Source organism: Microbacterium sp. NPDC064978, assembly GCF_044543605.1.
Taxonomy (GTDB): Bacteria; Actinomycetota; Actinomycetes; order Actinomycetales; family Microbacteriaceae; genus Microbacterium; species Microbacterium meiriae.
Window position 1 is genome coordinate 959,745 of record NZ_JBITWF010000001.1, and the last position, 16,957, is coordinate 976,701.

Annotated in this window: 17 protein-coding genes and 1 tRNA gene; 4 read left to right on the plus strand and 14 right to left on the minus strand. The window is 72.1% G+C overall.

From position 1 onward, the window contains the following. The first annotated feature begins 35 nt into the window (after window positions 1-35). Both ACIGJI_RS04895 and ACIGJI_RS04900 read left to right on the plus strand, forming a co-directional pair. A complete protein-coding gene (locus tag ACIGJI_RS04895; RefSeq protein WP_280566551.1) occupies window positions 36-1,295 on the plus strand; it encodes a winged helix-turn-helix domain-containing protein in 1,260 nt (419 codons plus the stop codon). Further along, window positions 1,292-2,191: a hypothetical protein gene (locus ACIGJI_RS04900; RefSeq protein WP_363445783.1), complete on the plus strand. Its 900-nt coding sequence runs from the start codon at window positions 1,292-1,294 to the stop codon at window positions 2,189-2,191. The genes ACIGJI_RS04895 and ACIGJI_RS04900 overlap by 4 nt, the downstream gene beginning before the upstream one ends. Window positions 2,192-2,200: 9 nt before the next feature. On the opposite strand, the gene ACIGJI_RS04905 is transcribed toward ACIGJI_RS04900, so the two are convergent. The 3 genes from ACIGJI_RS04905 to ACIGJI_RS04915 form a co-directional block, all read right to left on the minus strand. Beyond that, on the minus strand, window positions 2,201-2,767 hold the full coding sequence (locus ACIGJI_RS04905) for a LemA family protein (protein WP_136051621.1): 567 nt from the start codon (window positions 2,765-2,767) through the stop codon (window positions 2,201-2,203). 88 nt (window positions 2,768-2,855) lie between these two features. Next, entirely contained in the window at window positions 2,856-4,169 is a 1,314-nt protein-coding gene (locus tag ACIGJI_RS04910) for a D-arabinono-1,4-lactone oxidase (protein WP_363445781.1), read from the minus strand. Beyond that, on the minus strand, window positions 4,166-5,410 hold the full coding sequence (locus ACIGJI_RS04915) for an alanine racemase (protein ID WP_187663585.1): 1,245 nt from the start codon (window positions 5,408-5,410) through the stop codon (window positions 4,166-4,168). The genes ACIGJI_RS04910 and ACIGJI_RS04915 overlap by 4 nt, the downstream gene beginning before the upstream one ends. Window positions 5,411-5,474: 64 nt before the next feature. Between ACIGJI_RS04915 and ACIGJI_RS04920 the strand changes: the two genes are divergently transcribed. Beyond that, a tRNA-Leu gene (locus tag ACIGJI_RS04920) sits at window positions 5,475-5,547 on the plus strand. Window positions 5,548-5,551: 4 nt separating this feature from the next. On the opposite strand, the gene ACIGJI_RS04925 is transcribed toward ACIGJI_RS04920, so the two are convergent. The 11 genes from ACIGJI_RS04925 to ACIGJI_RS04975 all read right to left on the minus strand — a co-directional run bounded on the left by ACIGJI_RS04925 (window position 5,552) and on the right by ACIGJI_RS04975 (window position 16,378). After that, window positions 5,552-6,406 (minus strand): cation-transporting ATPase, encoded by an 855-nt coding sequence (locus ACIGJI_RS04925; protein WP_363445779.1) that lies wholly within the window; start codon window positions 6,404-6,406, stop codon window positions 5,552-5,554. Window positions 6,407-6,605: 199 nt separating this feature from the next. Then, a complete protein-coding gene (locus tag ACIGJI_RS04930; protein ID WP_366244484.1) occupies window positions 6,606-7,688 on the minus strand; it encodes a hypothetical protein in 1,083 nt (360 codons plus the stop codon). Between the two features lie 163 nt (window positions 7,689-7,851). Further along, on the minus strand, window positions 7,852-9,363 hold the full coding sequence (locus ACIGJI_RS04935; RefSeq protein ID WP_366244482.1) for an FAD-dependent oxidoreductase: 1,512 nt from the start codon (window positions 9,361-9,363) through the stop codon (window positions 7,852-7,854). Between the two features lie 25 nt (window positions 9,364-9,388). Beyond that, window positions 9,389-10,708 (minus strand): S8 family serine peptidase, encoded by a 1,320-nt coding sequence (locus ACIGJI_RS04940; RefSeq protein WP_187663581.1) that lies wholly within the window; start codon window positions 10,706-10,708, stop codon window positions 9,389-9,391. Further along, on the minus strand, window positions 10,705-11,247 hold the full coding sequence (locus tag ACIGJI_RS04945; protein WP_187663580.1) for a DUF501 domain-containing protein: 543 nt from the start codon (window positions 11,245-11,247) through the stop codon (window positions 10,705-10,707). Before ACIGJI_RS04945 ends, ACIGJI_RS04940 begins: the two co-directional genes overlap by 4 nt. A gap of 48 nt (window positions 11,248-11,295) precedes the next feature. Further along, window positions 11,296-11,724: a septum formation initiator family protein gene (locus tag ACIGJI_RS04950; protein ID WP_259952142.1), complete on the minus strand. Its 429-nt coding sequence runs from the start codon at window positions 11,722-11,724 to the stop codon at window positions 11,296-11,298. Window positions 11,725-11,906: 182 nt separating this feature from the next. After that, the gene (gene eno / locus ACIGJI_RS04955; protein WP_259952141.1) at window positions 11,907-13,187 is read right to left on the minus strand and encodes a phosphopyruvate hydratase; all 1,281 of its coding nucleotides are present in this window, start codon (window positions 13,185-13,187) and stop codon (window positions 11,907-11,909) included. Between the two features lie 112 nt (window positions 13,188-13,299). Beyond that, entirely contained in the window at window positions 13,300-13,959 is a 660-nt protein-coding gene (locus ACIGJI_RS04960; protein ID WP_187663577.1) for an O-methyltransferase, read from the minus strand. A gap of 4 nt (window positions 13,960-13,963) precedes the next feature. Then, on the minus strand, window positions 13,964-14,932 hold the full coding sequence (locus ACIGJI_RS04965; protein WP_315637510.1) for a CPBP family intramembrane glutamic endopeptidase: 969 nt from the start codon (window positions 14,930-14,932) through the stop codon (window positions 13,964-13,966). Continuing rightward, the gene (locus ACIGJI_RS04970) at window positions 14,929-15,984 is read right to left on the minus strand and encodes a DUF1648 domain-containing protein (protein WP_363445772.1); all 1,056 of its coding nucleotides are present in this window, start codon (window positions 15,982-15,984) and stop codon (window positions 14,929-14,931) included. The genes ACIGJI_RS04965 and ACIGJI_RS04970 overlap by 4 nt, the downstream gene beginning before the upstream one ends. Next, the gene (locus tag ACIGJI_RS04975; protein ID WP_187663574.1) at window positions 15,971-16,378 is read right to left on the minus strand and encodes a GntR family transcriptional regulator; all 408 of its coding nucleotides are present in this window, start codon (window positions 16,376-16,378) and stop codon (window positions 15,971-15,973) included. Before ACIGJI_RS04975 ends, ACIGJI_RS04970 begins: the two co-directional genes overlap by 14 nt. Window positions 16,379-16,477: 99 nt before the next feature. Here ACIGJI_RS04975 and ACIGJI_RS04980 point away from each other — a divergent pair, with 99 nt between their 5' ends. Further along, the gene (locus tag ACIGJI_RS04980) at window positions 16,478-16,948 is read left to right on the plus strand and encodes a PaaI family thioesterase (RefSeq protein WP_187663573.1); all 471 of its coding nucleotides are present in this window, start codon (window positions 16,478-16,480) and stop codon (window positions 16,946-16,948) included. Window positions 16,949-16,957: the final 9 nt, after the last annotated feature.

The following is a 16,957-nucleotide window of genomic DNA, read 5'->3' on the forward strand; positions in this document are numbered from 1 at the left end:
GCGACGATGTCGGATACCGGGGATACGCTGGCGGCGTGACCGACACCCTCAGTCCCGCTCAGGCACGCCGGATCGCCCTCGCCGCCCAGGGCTTCACCCGCGCACGTCCGGCCACCGTCTCCGGGCGCCATCTGCACCGCGTGATGGACCGGCTCGGCGTGCTGCAGATCGACTCCGTCAACGTGTTCGCCCGGTCGCACTACCTCCCGCTGTTCTCCCGTCTCGGCGCCTATGATCCCGCGCTCCTCGACCGCCTCTTCCTGTCCCGCACGACCCATTACGTGGAGTATCTCGCCCATGAGGCGACTTTCATCCCCGTCGAGGACTGGCCCCTGTGGCGGTTCCGCATGGACGACTTCCGGCGACGCTGGTCCGCGGAGGACTCCTGGCTCCGCTCGAATGCCCGGACGGTGGAGTGGGTTCAGGACGAGCTTCGCGCGCGCGGACCCCTGCGCCCCGTCGACCTCCGTGCCGATGCCCCGCGCGAGCGCGGCACCTGGTGGGACTGGGACGAGGTCAAGCTCGCTCTCGAGCATCTGTGGCGCACGGGCGATGTGGCCGTGGGCGGGCGCCGGGGGTTCGAACGCACGTACGCCCTCGCCGAGCAGGTCATCCCGGACGGCATCCGGTCCCGGGAGATCCCGCGGGAGGACGCCATCCGCGAGCTCGTCCGGCGTGCGGCGCGCTCCAGCGGCGTCGGCACCGCGGCCGATCTCGCGGACTACTACCGTCTCCGAGACCGCGCTGCGGTGACGGCGGCGATCGCCGACCTCGTGGACACCGGAGAGGTGCAGCCGGTGAGCGTCCGCGGCTGGGAGCGTGGTGGCAGACCTCTCCCCTCCTGGCGGCACCGGGACGCCGTGCTCCCACGCCGGGTCGAGACCGCCGCCCTGCTGACCCCGTTCGATCCGGTGGTGTGGTTCCGGGAACGCGCGTTGCGGGCATTCGAGCTCGACTACCGCATCGAGATCTACGTCCCGGCTGCGAAGCGCCGCTACGGCTACTACTCGCTGCCCGTGCTCGTCGGCGACCGGATCGTGGCGCGCGTCGACCTCAAGGCCGACCGCGGCACCTCGACCCTCCAGGTGCAGTCGGCGTGGTGGGAGCCGCAGGCTCGCCCGGGTGATGCCGAGGCGATCGCCGCGGAGCTCCTGCGGGCCGCGCAGTGGCAGGGCCTCGAGCAGGTGTCGGTCTCCGGGTGGGGCGATGCGACCGCAGCCGTCCACGCGGCGCTCGCCTCGACCGCGCCGGGCGTGGTGCGGCGTCATGTCCACGTGCGCGAGGGCGTCGCATGACCCGTCGTCGTTGGTGGCTCCTGGCCGGTCTCGTCGCGGTCGTCGCCGTGGCCGCAGCGGTGTGGTGGGGTGTCTCCACGCTCCGCTCGCCCACACCGGAACAGGCCGTGCGGGACTACCTCCGGGCTCTGGAGACGGGCGATCCGGAGGCGGTCACGGCGACTGGGACCGCGGTGTCCGACCGCGCCCTCGCCGCGTTCGCCGGGGCAGCCTCGACCATCGAGGACGCCCAGGTCACGGGGGTCCGCGACAGCGACGGCGAGGTGTCAGCGACCGTGACGTTCCGGCTCGACGGGGACGAGCACGAGACCCGGCTGAGGCTGGATCAGGAGGATGGGCGCTGGGTCGTCGACGCCTCCGGCCTCGGCACGCTCCGCGCCACGACGACGGTCGGGACGGCCGTGCAGGTCGGCGATGCCGTCCTGCCGGTGGCGGAGGATGCGGCGCTGCTGCCTGCCGTGTATCCCGTGGCGGCCGCGCCCCTGACGCTGCTGACGGGGACGACCGAGGCCGTCGTGCTGCCCGGCGGCGACGCCACGGCGACAGTGACCGCCGCGCTCCGCCCCGAGGCGACCGAGGCCGCGCAGTCGCAGCTCGAGGCCTACCTGGAGACCTGCACGGCCGGTGGAAGCGCGATTCCCGAGAACTGCGGCATCCGGATCCCCTGGGGCACGGAGTTCCGAGAGGTCTCCGATGTCGCCTTCCGCGTCGAGCGGTTCCCGATGGTGACCCTCACCCCGACGACGTTCGCCGCCGACGACGGCGTCCTCGAGGCGACCGTGACCGGCACCGGTCAGAACGGGACGACGCGCTCGGTCACCTATCGCAGCACCGCATGGAGCGTGCGCGGAGGCGTCGAGATCACCGCAGACGAACTCGCCCTCACCGTGTGGTGAGGGCGAGGATCAGAACTGCACGCGCGGCGGCTCGGAGATGGCGCCGCTGTCGGCGACCTCGAAGAACTCGCGCTCCGTGAAGCCGAGCCCCTTGGCGAAGAGGTTGTTGGGGAACACCTTGATCTTCGTGTTCAGCTCCCTCACCCCGCCGTTGTAGAAGCGCCGCGCGGCCTGGATCTTGTCCTCGGTGTCGACGAGGGCCTGCTGCACCTGCAGGAAGTTCTGGCTCGCCTGAAGCTGCGGGTAGGCCTCGGCCACGGCGAAGAGGCTGCGCAGCGCCTGCTGCAGGTGCCCTTCGGCGATCCCCGCCTCACCGGGGCTGCCGGCGGAGAGGGTCTCGGCACGGGCGCGGGTGACGTTCTCGAACACCGCCTTCTCGTGCGAGGCATAGCCCTTGACCGTCTCGATGAGATTCGGGATGAGGTCGGCACGGCGCTTGAGCTGGACCGTGATGCCGCTCCAGGCTTCGTCCACGCGGACGTTCAGCTGCACCAGCGAGTTGTACGTCGCCCAGAGATAGACGCCGACGAGCAGGATCACCCCGACGACGATCAGTACCGGCACGAGCCATTCCATCAGTGCCCCACCCTTTCCCGTGTTTCTCTCATCCTAGACGCGGTGCCTGCACGTGGACTGGGGACTCGGCAGCTCGCCGGCCCGCGCATCAGCTGCCCAGAACCCGCCCCAGGTACCGGTTCGTGAACCGGCGCTCCGGATCGAGGCGGTCGCGCACTGCCACGAAGTCGTCGAAGCGGGGATACCGGTCACGCAGGGTCTCGTGCGTCAGCGTGTGCAGCTTGCCCCAGTGCGGGCGGCCGCCGTGCGCCAGCATGATCTCCTCCACCGCGCCGAAGTACACGGTCGGGTCCGCCCGCCAGTACCGGTGCACCGCGATGTACGCGGTCGCGCGGTCGTGCGCCGTCGAGAGCCAGCGGTCGTCCGCCGCCGCGAACCGCACCTCCACGGGGAATTCGATGCGCCAGCCGCGCTGTGCGATGAGCTCCTGGAGGGCGCGGAACGCCGGCACGACCTCGGCGGCCGGCAGCGCGTACTCCATCTCGCGGAACCGCACGGTCCGACTCTGGGTGAGCACGCGGTTCGACAGGTCGGTGTACTCCCGGTCCCCGGTGAGCCGCACGGCGAGCCGGTTGAACGGCGGCGTGATCGCCGGGACGGCCTGTCCCGCCGCGCAGACGACGCGGTACACGCCGTTGGCGAGAAGGGTTTCGTCCACCCACCGGCCCACGATCGGCAGAGGCTTTCTCCGCGTCGACTCGGGCAGCCGCGATTGCCGCTTGGTCAGTGCCACGTCGGTGTGCGGGAACCAGTAGAACTCGAAGTGGTCGGCCGCGGCGACGCGTTCGTCGATCGTGGAGAGCACCTCGTCCAGGGGCACCGGCTCGTCGATCGCATGCATCACGAACGTCGGCACGCACTGCAGCGTCACCTCGACGATGATGCCGAGCGCACCCAGCCCCAGGGCGACCGCCGGCAGCAGCTCGGGACTGTGCGCCTCATCGATGCGGAGGAACTCCCCGTCTGCGGTGATGAGGGTCACCCCCACCACCTGCGTGGCGAGACCGCCGAAGCCGGCGCCGGTCCCGTGCGTGCCCGTGGAGATCGCGCCCGCGATGGATTGCCGGTCGATGTCGCCGAGGTTCTCCATCGCGAGACCGTAGCGCGCGAGCAGCCCGGGGATGCGATGCAGCCGCGTGCCGGCGAGGAGCGTGACGTGTCCGCTCGCGACGTCCGCCGAGACGAGGCCCTGGAGATCGTCGAGTTCGAGGAGCACACCGGGCGCGACGGCGATCCCGGTGAAGCTGTGACCGGCGCCGACCGCTTTGATCGTCAGCCCCTGCCGCGCCGCTGCCCGCAGGGCGCGCTGCACGCCTTCGGGGCTGCGCGGGCGCTCGACCCGGACCGGGCGGACGGACGCCGATCGGCCCCAGTTCTGCCAGGTGCCGCCGATCCTCGTCACAGGAACGCCTTCCCCTCGCCACGATACGTCGGCAGCTCGTCGACGACCTCGTCGCCGGAGACGAGGTGGTAGGCGGCGATGCGCTCTGCCGGTTCACCGCTCTTGGCGTGACGGAACCAGACGCGATCGCCGACGCCCAGGGTCGCGGCGGTCGGCCCCTGCACCGGCGTCTGCACCTCTCCGGCCGCCTCCCGCGGAAGCGTGCGGAGGTTCGCCGGCCACACCGGGCGCGGCTGCCGCGAGGCGACCGCGGGACCGGAGGCGATCCAGCCGCCGCCCAGCACGGTGGCGATGTCCACCGCGGGACGGCGCACGACGTCGAAGGCGAACGCGGCGGCCGGTGCGGGCCGGAAGGACCGGTACCCGTCGAACAGGTGTCCCCCGAGCAGGCCGCTGCCCGCGCTGGCCTCGGTGAGGGACTCGTCACTGCCGCTGAACTCGAGGGAGCCCGTCCCCCCGCCGTTGAGGAACTCGAGCGGCGTCACCGCGCCGACCGCGGAGACGATCGCCGCCCGCCGCTCCCGCAGCTCGTCACGCGACCGGGCCTGGACTCGACGGATGAGCGGCCCATCGGGGCCGGCGTCGCCCTGTCCCGCGATCTGCGCGTCGTACATCTGCAGCCCCACGAGACGGAAGCCGGGGCGCGCCGCGACCTTCCGAGCGAACGCCGCGACCTCACCGGCCGAGAAGAGGGCCGAGCGGCGGACGCCGATGTGTCCGAGCAGCGCCGATCGCCAGGACGCGTCGACGTCGATCGCCACCCGGAGCTCGGGCCGCGCCGAAGGCGCCGCAACGCTGTCGACGAGATCGAGGTGCACCGGGTCGTCGATCATGAGGGTGATGCGCTGCGCCGCCTGTTCGTCGGCGCAGAGCCGTTCGAGGGCGGCCCGGTCGACCGTCGGGTAGCCCAGCACGATGTCGTCGTGCGTCTCCGCGAGCCAGAGGGCCTCCTCCAGCGTGAACGCGAGGATGCCGCGGAAACCCGGGAGGCGCAGCACGGCATCGAGGACCGCACGTACCCGCACCGACTTCGACGCCACCCGGATCGGCAGACCGCCCGCACGGACGAGCAGGTCCATCGCGTTGTAGCGGAGGGCCTCGCGATCGATCACCGCGACCGGCGCCGGAAGATGCCCGGTCGCCGCCGACAAGCGCGGCCAGTAGCGGCCCGGGTCCTCCCATTCGGGGGCGACCGCGGGGCCTCCCGGGACGGGGCTCAGTTCGTCGGTGAGGTCGAGCACTCCCCCACCCTATGGCCTGAGCCCCGCCGGGTCACGACCCCGCCGACGATAGGCTGGCCGCGCGGCCCCCGTAGCCCAATGGCAGAGGCAGGCGACTTAAAATCGCTTCAGTCTGGGTTCGAGTCCCAGCGGGGGCACCCGTCACCGTCCGAGGATGTCGCCGATCCCGGGGATGCCGAGATCACCGAGCCGCTCCCCCCAACCGGTCGCCGCCTCGCCGAGCCCCGACACGGCCTCGCCGGCCGAGCCGAGGATCTCGTCGGCGCCGCCGGCCAGAGCATCGAGGTCGACGCCGGAGGCCAGGGCCTCGAAGTCCACGCCGAGCCCCGCCGCCTGCTCAAGGAGCGGTGCGGCCACGGTGCTCACGACGGCGCCGCCGGCCACGACGCCCAGCACGCCGACCGCCGCGCCGCCCGCAGCGACCGCGGCCCCGCCCGCACCGCCGCCGCGGACACGGGAGAGAAGCCCGCGCAGACGGCCCGGTCGCATCGCCTCGGCCCGTCCGGCCGCGCGCGCGAGGTCGTCAGGGGAGGACGAGCGCGGCTGCTCTTCCGTGGGGAGCTCGGCCCGCATGCGGGCCTCGACGTGCTCCCGCTGCGTCGGCGTGAGGCGCGTGAAGGCCTCGCGATGGATCTGCTCGATCCGGTGGGGGTCGGCCGTCTGCAGGAGGTAGTCGTACCGGGCGATGGCCGCACGGTCCGCCGCGGCGACGTCGCGCCCGCCGGCGGCACCGGGGGCCGGCGGTGGGGCGTACGTGCCCGAGGTGGACGCTCGTGCGCCACCCGGACGGGCGTCCGCAGCCGAGGAGGCGGCAGGAGGCGTGGTCGGGCGCTGCGGCTGGGGGTCCTGGGCTCGGACGGCGTCCACCGCGCCCCGGATCATCCCGCTCCAGTCCGTCGAGGGGCGAGTGCCGTCGCCGGCACGCGCACCGGGGCTTCCGCCCTTCGCATCGATGGCATCGGTGGCGAGGCGGATCAGGCGGGAGAGCTTCGACATGGGGGTCCCTTCGTGGGACGGGCCGCCGTTCTCCGCGACGTCGGGCGACGACAAGGGTTCCGGGCAGCCCGCGATTCGGGTGCCAAGGTCTCCTCCACCCTCGCGGGCCAGCGGGCCGGGGCACGATGACATGCCCGTCATGACGACGTCGCTGCAGAGGGGAGTACTCCCCTTGCCTTCGACACGCTAGCGAGGCGGCCTATGGATCGGCTCCATGCTCCGGCACGGGGAGGGAGCCGCCGAGGATCCCTGTCATCTCCTCATACAGCGTCTGGAACGCGTCGCGGAGCTCCGCAGCGCCATCCGGTCGCCCCGCGGCCGGTACCGCCTCCGGCAGCGTCCCGAGGGCGAGGGTCGCCGCCGCCTCCCGTGCCACCGCCGCGCCGAAGCCGTCGGACGGCCGACCCCGATCCGATGCCAGGACGAGCTGGTCGCGCAGCACTCCCGCCACCCCGAGGAGCACGGCGGCCGCGCGCAGGTGGCTGCGAGCGACCTCCGTGCCGAGAAGGCGGTCGTGCATCATGCGTGCGAATCGGCGGGCATGCGGCGTCGGAACGTCTCGCCGCGCGCGAAGGCGCCAGCGGTCCGCCGCGCCCGGCACGGCCTCGTAGGAGAGCGGCTCTCCATCCCGCAGATGCACCACCGGGATCGAGGGCGGCGCGAGGAGCGTCTCGCGCTGCCACCAGTCCGCGGGAGCGACCGCGGCGGGGAGGAAGGCGGTGCCCGGAGCGTGCGTCCCCGGCCGGTCGGGCTGCACGAGATCGGCGGTACTGGCGAGCAGAGCGAGGCCGCGTTCCCTCGCGAACCGATGCAGCAGCACTCCCGCAGGGGCGACCTCGCCGACCTGGAGGGAACGCGCGAACTCCGCGGCCTCGGGGAGCGGGAGCACCACGGCGACCGCCGACGGGTCGGGTCCGGGCGGCATGAGCCACGGGCGGCCGGAGAACGCCGCCACCCGGAGGGCGTGCGAGGCGTAGCCGTCTCCGGGGGTGAAGAGTCTCAGGGCCGCCCCGGGCCGTCCGGCGATCGCCTCGTGCACCTGCGCGATGAGACGCGGGTGCGGGCGCACCGCGGCGTCGAGTACCAGATGGTGGGTGGCTCGTCGTGTCCATGGCTGCCACGCCCCGGCCTCGGCGCCGACATCCGCCTCCGTGTTCGTGCGGCTGATGCGGACGAGCGCGCCGTCGAGCTGTTCCGCGAGGCGCTCCGCCCGCTCCTCGTCGCCCGCCGCCGCCCGGATCGACACACTGACGGTCGGCGACTCTCCCCCGTGCGCGCTCACCGGACCTCCTCCCAGCGTCGTCCGGGGGTGCGTGCACACGCCCTTCCCGAGCACCCTGCGAGCGTACAATGTGAGATGTTACGTCGCCAACTCTCGCCGCGCCGCGAACGGAAGAAGGCCCCGGCGATCACGCGCTCAGGGCCTTCTCCTCAGAACCGGGTGGTCACTTCGCCGCAGCGGTCTCCGCGGAGTCCTTCGACGAAGAGGCCGGAGCCTTCTTGGCTGCGGGCCGCTTGGCGGCCGGGTTCTTGATCTCTGCAGGCGTCTCCGCCGCGGGGGCAGCGGCCGGCTTCCCGGCGGCCGGGGCCTTCGCCGCCGGGGCACCAGACGCCGGAGCAGTGTCCGCGGGTGCGGCGGGACGCGGGCGGGCGGCGAACTCCTCGAAGACGTAGCGAGGGTTCTGCACCGTCTGCAGGTTCACGAGGTCGCGGCCCAGCCACAGGTTGTTCCACCAGCCCCAGAGCACGCGCCACTTGCGCTCCCACGTCGGCATCGCGAGGCCGTGGTAGCCGCGGTGCGCGAGCCAGGCGATGAAGCCCTTGAGCGCGATCTTGCCGGACTGGAAGACGCCGTTGTACAGACCGAGGCCCGCGACAGCGCCGAGGTTCTTGTGGAAATACTCCTTAGGGCTCTCGCCACGGAGCACGGCGACGACGTTCTTGGCCAGGAGCTTCGCCTGACGCACGGCGTGCTGGGCGTTCGGGACGCAGAAGCCGCCCACGCCGCCACCCGAGAGGTCGGGGACGGCCGAGACATCACCGGCGGCCCAGGCGCCCTCGACGAACGCCTCGGGCGTACCGACACGGAGGTCGGCACGGGTCTGGATGCGACCGCGCTCCTCCACCGGCAGATCGCCGCCGCGCACGACGGTCGGGTTGGCCATGACACCGGCGGTCCAGACGATGACATCCGTCGGGATGACCTCGCCGGTCGAGAGTTCGACGTTGCCGTCGATGGCACCGGTGACCTGTGTGTCGAGGTGGACGTTCGCGCCGCGCTTGGCGAGGTCCTTGAGAACCCACTCGCTCGTCTTCAGCGAGACCTCGGGCATGATGCGCCCCATGGCTTCGATGAGGTGGAAGTGCGTGTCCTCGAAGCTCAGCTGCGGGTACTTGCTCACCAGCGAGGAGGCGAGCGAGCGGAGCTCCGCGAAGACCTCGATACCCGCGAAGCCACCGCCGACGACGACGACGGTCAGCAGGCGGTCGCGCTCGGGGCCGGCCGGGAGGGAGGCGGCCTTGTCGAAGTTCGACATGACCTTGTCGCGGATCGCGACGGCCTCTTCGATCGTCTTGAGCCCGATGGCGTTGTCGGCGATGCCCGGGATCGGGAACGTGCGCGAGACGGCGCCCGCGGTGACGACGATCTGGTCGTACGCGAACTCGTACGGCTCGCCGACGGGCGGCGTGATGGTGGCCACCTTCTGCGCGTGGTTGATGTTCGTGACCTTGGCGGTGAGCACGTGCGTGCGCTTCAGGTGACGGCGGTGCGCGACGACCGAATGCCGGGCCTCGATCGATCCGGCGGCGACCTCGGGGAGGAACGGCTGGTACGTCATGTACGGCAGCGGGTCGACCATGGTCACATCGGCCTCACCCTTGCGCAGGTGCTTCTCGAGCTTCCACGCGGTGTAGAAACCCGCGTACCCTCCGCCGACGATCAGGATCTTGGGCACAGTGCTGTTCTGAGGCACAGAAGAACTACTCCTCGGAGTCGGGATTGTGGCGTACGGGAACGCGCGCCGATCGGATGCGCCGGGCAGCTGCGGTGACGCCAAGCGCTACCAGGATACCAGGGACCGTGAGGGCGATGAGCGGCAGGGTACCGTAGCGCAGGGAATCGGCGCTGGGAAGCAGCGGTGAACCGGGCTCGGTCGGTGCATCCGCATCCGGCAGCGGCGGGATGTCCACGGGGGCGAGGGTGGGCTCGGGGGTCGGCGCGCTGTCCGCGCGGCGGAACAGCCGCACCCATTCGGCCAGGTCGCCCATCGGGTTCTCGCTGACGGTCGGGATGTTCGCCGAGATCGCCGCGTCCGCGTCCACGAGCCCGAAACCGTACAGCGGGTCCCGTGGTTTCTGCGCATCGGCCACCGGCATCGCCGTCTTGATGATGCGGTTGATGACGTCGTTGGCCGAGATGTCGGGATGCGCCGAGCGGATGAGTGCGGCGACACCGGCCACGATGGGGGCCGCGCCGCTGGTCCCGCTCCAGGAGACGACCTCGCCGTCCGCGGACACGCCGAGCAGGCCCTCGCTCGGCGCCGAGATGCCGATGGTGATGCCCTGGGTCGAGGCCTCGATGCTGGCCGTTCCGGTCTGGTCGACACCGCCGACCGTGAGCACGCCGGGGATCGTGGCGGGAGCGCCGATGATGTTCGTGCCGCTCCCGCGGTTGCCGGCCGCGACGACGACCACGACATCATGCTCGAAGGCGTAGAGGAACGCGTCGTCCCAGCTCTCGTCCCAGTCGAGGGTGTTCGTCGTGAACGATAGGTTGATGATGTCGGCGCCGTGATCGACCGCCCATCGGATGCCCTTGGCCACCTGCTCGGTGAACGGCACGGCCGCCGCGGCGCCGAAGCCGACCGAGACCGAGAGCAGGTCCGCCTCCGGTGCGACGCCGATCATCCCGGTGCCGTCGGGCTTGCCTCGCCCGGCCGCGAGCGACGCGACCCAGGATCCGTGGTTGCCGTCCACCGCACCGAGCGGCGTGCGGCCGTCGGGGGTGCCGGCTCCGGACACGTCGGTGCCGCCGACGACCGCCTCGCCGAAGACCTGCGGCACCTTGCCGATGCCCGTGTCGATGACGGCGATGGTCACGCCCTCGCCGCGCGTGGTCTGCCAGGCCTCCCTGATGCCGGCGCCGTCCAGCCAGTACTCCGCCGCGCGGATCGGGTCGGCGGGGTCGTCGGCGACCGGCGGCGGCGTGGGGGTCGGCGTGGCGGTCGACCCGAGGAGCAGGACGGATGCCGCCACCGCCACGAGGGCGACGGCGCCGCGCAGCACCCGCCGCCGCGTCATGCCGAGCGTGCCGGATCGTCGCGGAGGGCGGCGCCGGGCTCCTCGCAGCGGCACACCTCGGGAGACCAGGAGCTGCGGGCGAGCGCGGCGTCGCCGATCGGGTTCACACCGGCACCCGCCGCCAGGGCGTGCCCGGCGAGCGCGTGCAGGCACTTCACCCGCGTGGGCATGCCTCCGGCAGAGATCCCGTCGATCTCGGGCACCTCGCCGAACTGCGCCCGGTCCGCGAGATAGGCCTCGTGCGCCGCCTGATAGGCCGCGGCCACGGTCTCATCCTCGGCGAGCAGCCCCGCCAGCTCGGGCATGACCTGGTTCGCCTCGAGCGTGGACATCGCCGCCGTCGCGGCCGGGTGCGTCAGGTAGTAGAAGGTGGGGAACGGCGTGCCGTCCGGCAGGCGCGGAGTGGTGGCCACCACCGTCGGGTTGCCGCACCGGCAACGGGCCGCGATGCCGACGACTCCACGGGCGGGCCGCCCGAGCTGGGTCGACACGACGGCGAGCTCGGCGGAAGTGGGCGCGGGGAACGGCGGAGTGGTCACCCCACCAGCGTAGGGGAGCCGTCCGGGAGGATGCTCGGAGCCGGACCCTCAGCCGGCGGTGGCAGCGGTGTCGCTCAGGCCCGCGGAGACGAGGGTGCGCAGCAGCTGCGGCATCCAGTCGGCCGGCTTCTCCTCGAGCGTGTCGCTCACCGGCTCCTGCTCCCGCGGGAGGGCGGAAGGATCGAGGTCGTTGTCGATGAGGTACACGACCTCGCCCGGCTTGACGTAGTAGAGCCGCTCACGGGCCTGCGTCGTGATGTACGCGGGGTCGTCCCACCGCTCGCGCTCCGCGGTCAGCGCCGCGATCTCGTCTTCGCTCACCTGCACGGACTGCTCCAGCGCGGCGATCTTCTGCCGCTGGTCGATGAAGGTCCCGAGCGTGGGGACGAGCACCCAGGCGCCCAGCACGACGAGGGACAGCATGATCACCGAGAACGCGGACAGCCGGATGCCGGATGCCCACTCGCGCACGTCCACGCGTGGCGCGGTCGTGGCGGCCTCGCGGGGCCGTCGCGACCTGGACGATGTGGGGCGGGCAGGGGCCGCCCCGGGAGACGGCGAAGGAGGAGCCGGTCGTCGTGCCACGGCTCCTCCTTCGTCTCTGCCGCCTTCCGGGCGGCGCGGTCGTGCCGCGGAAGCGGCGTCGCTGTCTCGGGCGCTCAGGCCTGGTAGCGCGGGAAGGCCGAGCGGCCGGCGAAGACCGCCGCGTCGCCCAGCTCCTCCTCGATGCGCAGCAGCTGGTTGTACTTCGCGACGCGCTCGCTGCGCGCCGGGGCGCCCGCCTTGATCTGGCCGGCGTTCGTCGCGACCACGAGGTCGGCGATCGTCGTGTCCTCGGTCTCACCCGAACGGTGCGAGAGCATGGCGGTGTAGCCCGAGCGCTGCGCGAGGCTGACCGCGTCGAACGTCTCGGTGAGCGTGCCGATCTGGTTGACCTTCACCAGGAGCGAGTTGGCGACGCCGCGCGTGATGCCGTCGGCCAGACGCTGCGGGTTCGTGACGAACAGGTCGTCGCCCACGAGCTGCACCTTCGAGCCCAGGGCGTCGGTGAGGTGCTTCCAGTTGTCCCAGTCGTCCTCCGCGAGGGCGTCCTCGATCGTGACGATCGGGAAGTCGTTGACGAGACCGACGTAGTACTCGGTGAGCGCCTCGGCGTCCCAGTCCTTGTTGTCGAGACGGTAGACGCCGTCGGTGAAGAACTCGGTGGCAGCGACGTCGAGGCCGAGCGCGATGTCGGTGCCGGGGGTGAAGCCCGCCTTCTCGATCGCCTTGACGAGGAAGTCGAGGCCCTCGCGGTTGCTGGGCAGGTCGGGGGCGAAGCCGCCCTCGTCGCCGAGACCGGTCGCGTAGCCCGCGGCCTTCAGCTCGGCACGCAGCACGTGGTAGGTCTCCACGCCCCAGCGCAGCGACTCGGAGTAGGTCTCCGCGCCGATGGGCGCGAGGAAGAACTCCTGCATGTCGATGCCGTTGTCGGCGTGCTCGCCGCCGTTGATGACGTTGAACAGCGGCACGGGCAGCACGTGCGCGTTGGGACCGCCGAGGTAGCGGAACAGCGGCAGGTCGGCGGAGTCGGCGGCCGCCTTGGCCACGGCGAGGCTCACGCCGAGGATGGCGTTGGCGCCGACGCGCTTCTTGTTGTCCGTGCCGTCGACCTCGATGAGGATCTCGTCGACGATGCGCTGCTCACTCGCCTCCACGCCCTCGATGGCCGGGCCGAGCTCGTCGATGACGGCCTCGACGGCCTTGAGCACGCCCTTGCCCGAGTAGCGGCTCTTGTCGCCGTCGCGCAGCTCGTACGCCTCGAAGGCGCCGGTCGAGGCGCCGGAGGGGACGGCCGCGCGCTGCACGATGCCGTCGTCGAGGAGCACCTCCACCTCGACGGTCGGGTTTCCGCGCGAGTCGAGAATCTCGCGTGCGCCTACAGCCTCGATCAGTGCCACTGATGTGCTCCTTGTTCAGGATGGAAGGGTGTGTGGAGCGTCGTCGATCCGCGCCCAGTCTATCCCCGGCATCGGACGGCTCCCGGAGATGAAGCGGCGCGATGCGCCGGAGTCACACGACGAGGGCGAGCGCGATGCCGTCCCACCCCTTGATCCCGACCGTCTGCAGCGCCGTGGCGTCGAAGCGCGGGTCCTCCCCCAGCATCCGAAGGCCCGCACGGGTGCCGTTGACCTTGGAGTCCGTCGAGTCGTCGCGGACGATCTCGCCGTCGCGGCCGATGTTGTCGAGCACGACCACGGTGCCGGGGTGACCGAGCTTCGCGGCCCAGTCCAGGTAGACGGTGTTCGACTCCTTGTCGGCGTCGATGAAGACCAGGTCGAAGGCGCCGGTGAGGGTCGGCAGCACGTCGGCTCCGCGCCCGATCCGGATGTCGACCCGATCCCCCACTCCGGCGGCATCGATGCTCGCGCGGGCGACGGCGGCGTTGTCGGCCTCCGCCTCGATCGTCACCACTCGTCCGTCCGGTCCCACCGCTCGCGCCATCCAGATCGTCGAGTAGCCGCCGAGGGTGCCGATCTCCAGCACGCGGCGCGCACCGCTCATCCTCACGAGGAGGTTCAGCAGCTTCCCCGCGACCGGGGCGACCTCGATCTCGGGGAGCCCCGCGGCCCGCTGCGCCTCGAGCGTCGCCTCCAGGGCCGGGTCCGTGCCCACGAGCGTGTCGGCGAGGAAGGTGTCGGCGCGGGCCCAGGCGGCGGGAGTGGATTCCATGTGCTCAGCCAACCCCCGGCGCCGGTCGGCCGTCAAGCGTCGGCGGGGCCGGAGGGGTCCGCGGCGCGGCGAGCTCCGGCTGACGGCGGAACTGCCCGGTGAGCGCCAGGACGAGGGCCACGACGGCGGCGACGATCCAGCCCGCCACGCCGAGCGGCCCGGCCAGGGCGAGGTCGGGCTGCACGGCGGCGACGATCATGATCATGCCCGCGGCGGCGTTGAGGGATCCATGCGCGACGACCGCCGGCCACAGCGAGCCGGAGCGCAGCCGGAGCCAGCCGAACAGCACGCCCCACGCCACGCAGCCGCCGATCATGAACAGCACGCCGGTGACGTCCGTCCGGCCGAAGTTGTAGCCGAGCAGGATGACAGGGCTGTGCCACAGCCCCCAGATCGCTCCGGTGAGCAGGAGCGCCGGCCAGGTGCCGAGCGGACGAAGCGCCGGGAGCAGCCAGCCGCGCCACCCGAGCTCCTCCCCGAAGGCGAGCACGCTGTTCACGAGGGCGCCGACGGGGATCGCCGCGAGCTGCGCGAACACGACCACGCCGACCGGCGGCACGGGCGTCCCCGGGGGAAGAGCCTGGGCGAGCTGATCCGCGAAGGCCGAGAAGGTGAGGTCGAGCCGCACCCACCCGAGCACGGCCGCGAGGAGGATGCCGAGGGCGACGAGCACCGGCGGCACGAGCCAGGCCGCGACCAGCAGCCCGACGACGCGCTTCGCGGGCCGCAGGGGCCACATCCCGAGGAAGCGCGCGCGGACGCCCTTCTCCGGCACGCCCGTGGTGAGCATGACGACGAGCACCGCGGCCGCCGGGGTGAACATCATCACGGGAAGGATCGCCCCCGCGAAGGGCTCGGCGAGGCCGTCGCCGAGCCAGAGGGGCAGGCAGACGAGAGCGGCGAGCCCGCAGGCCGTGAGGGTGAAGATGAGGACGGCGCGCCACGGGACACGCGTCGGTGTCGTGGTGGTCATCGCTCCGTCCTCTCCGTCTCCCCGGAGACTGCAGGCCCCGCAGACCGGTCCACGTACGTCTGCAGGAGCGCTGCCGCCTCCTCCGCGCCGTCGATCGTGATGACGAAGGGACCGTGGTCGCGGCGATGCACCTCGATCGCCGGCCCCTGCCGCATCACGATCCCGCTGCGGCCGTCCGGGGCGAGACGCCAGCCCCAGCCGCCGAACTCCCCGAAGGGCGAGATGCGCACGGCCCGGACCGAGACGATCTCCGCCACCGGGATGGTCGTGCGAGGCCACCCGATCACGGCGCGGGCGTCGATGCCGTCCGGCGTGACACGCACCCGGAACGACGTGGTCGCCGCCAGCGCGAATCCGACGACGAGCGCCACCAGGGCCGAGACCCAGGCCATCGGGGTTCGGGTGACGACCATGATCACGGCGAGCGCCACGAGCCCGAGCAGCACGAGCAGCAGGAAGACGAGAGCACCGGTGGGCATGGTCGTCGTCCCCACCCACACGACGCGCTCCCCCTCGCCGACCCGCACGTCGTGTCGCGGCGTGAGGGCGGCGCCGGGGATCGCACGGACGCGCGGCTGCACGAACCACGCCATCGCGCCCACGCCGAGGAGGGCCGCGAAGGCCAGCCCCATCACCCCCGCGATGCCAGGGACGTCACCGGCGGGCGGCAGGTCGCGCTGGATCGCGAGGGAACCCAGGCAGATCACGGCCGCGAACGCCGACATGCCGGCTGCAGTCGCCCCGAGCAGCCGGGCGGTGGCGCCCCAGTGCGCCCCGACGGCGACGAGCGTCGTGATGGTCAGGAGCACCGGGATGCCGAGACCGACCCCGAGGAGCACCCACAGGTAGGTGGTTGCCGGGCCGAACCCGTCCGCCCCGTCGACGCCCCAGTGGATCGCGACGTCGGCGGGGAATGACGGCAGCCAGGTCATCAGCACGAGAGCGGAGATCGCGACGATGAGCACGGGGAGGACCGACGCCACGAGGATGAAGGCCCGTCGCGCGCGGCGCAGGGTGGCCGGAGGGGTGCGAGTGGGGTCAGGCGTCGTCATCGGGGGCCTCCTGGGGAGTCGCGGCGGGAGTGGGCGGTTCGGCTTCTGCGCGGTGCGTGCGGACGATTCCGGCGAGAGTGTCGGCGGAGACCCCCAGGGCGGCGGCCCGTCGGATCAGCCCGTCGATCTCGTGCGAGAGCTCGGCGAGGGGCGCGGCGGAGGCGGCGATCACGGCGCCCCTGCCCCGCCGGAGGTCGACCAGGCCCTCGTCGCGCAGGCGCTGGTAGGCGTGCAGGACGGTGTGCTGGTTGATGTCGAGCGCAGCCGCCACGTCGCGGGCGGCCGGCAGACGGTCGCCGGGCGCGAGGGCTCCGGAGAGGATGTCGGCGCGCACCGAGGCGGCGACCTGGTCGTAGAGCGCGTGCGGGCTGTCGACATCGACGCGGATGAGCATGGCGCCTCCCTTCCCTAGTTATTCTAGGTAAACTAGAACAACTGTGCCAACCCTCCAGTCGTCTTCGTCGCAGCCGCGCGCATCCTCCACACTGACCTCATGCGCATCACGCCCCGCCGCCTCGCCCTCGGCATGAGCCTCTGGATCCCCAACCTGTGCAGCGGCATCCGTGTCCGCCGGTTCAGCGACGACTGGACGCGCGCGACCGTGGAGCTGCACGTGAACCTCCTCACCCGCAACTATGTGAAGACCGCGTTCGGCGGGTCGATGTCGGCGATGACCGACCCCTACTTCTTCATGCTCGTCATGCACCAGCTCGGGCGGGACTACGTCGTATGGGACACGCGCGGCGAGATCGAGTTCCTCAAGCCGGGGCGTGGGGTGCTGACCGCGGAGTTCGAGGTGACGCGGGAGAAGGCCGAGGAGTTGCGACAGCGCGCCCACGGCGGGGCCAAGGTGCTCGAGTGGTTCGAGACCGTCATCACCGATCGCCACGGGGACGTCGTGGCGAAGGTGCGCCGCGAGGTCTACATCCGCGAGAAGAAGCGCGTCACCGCCGCGCGGGGATGACCCGTCACC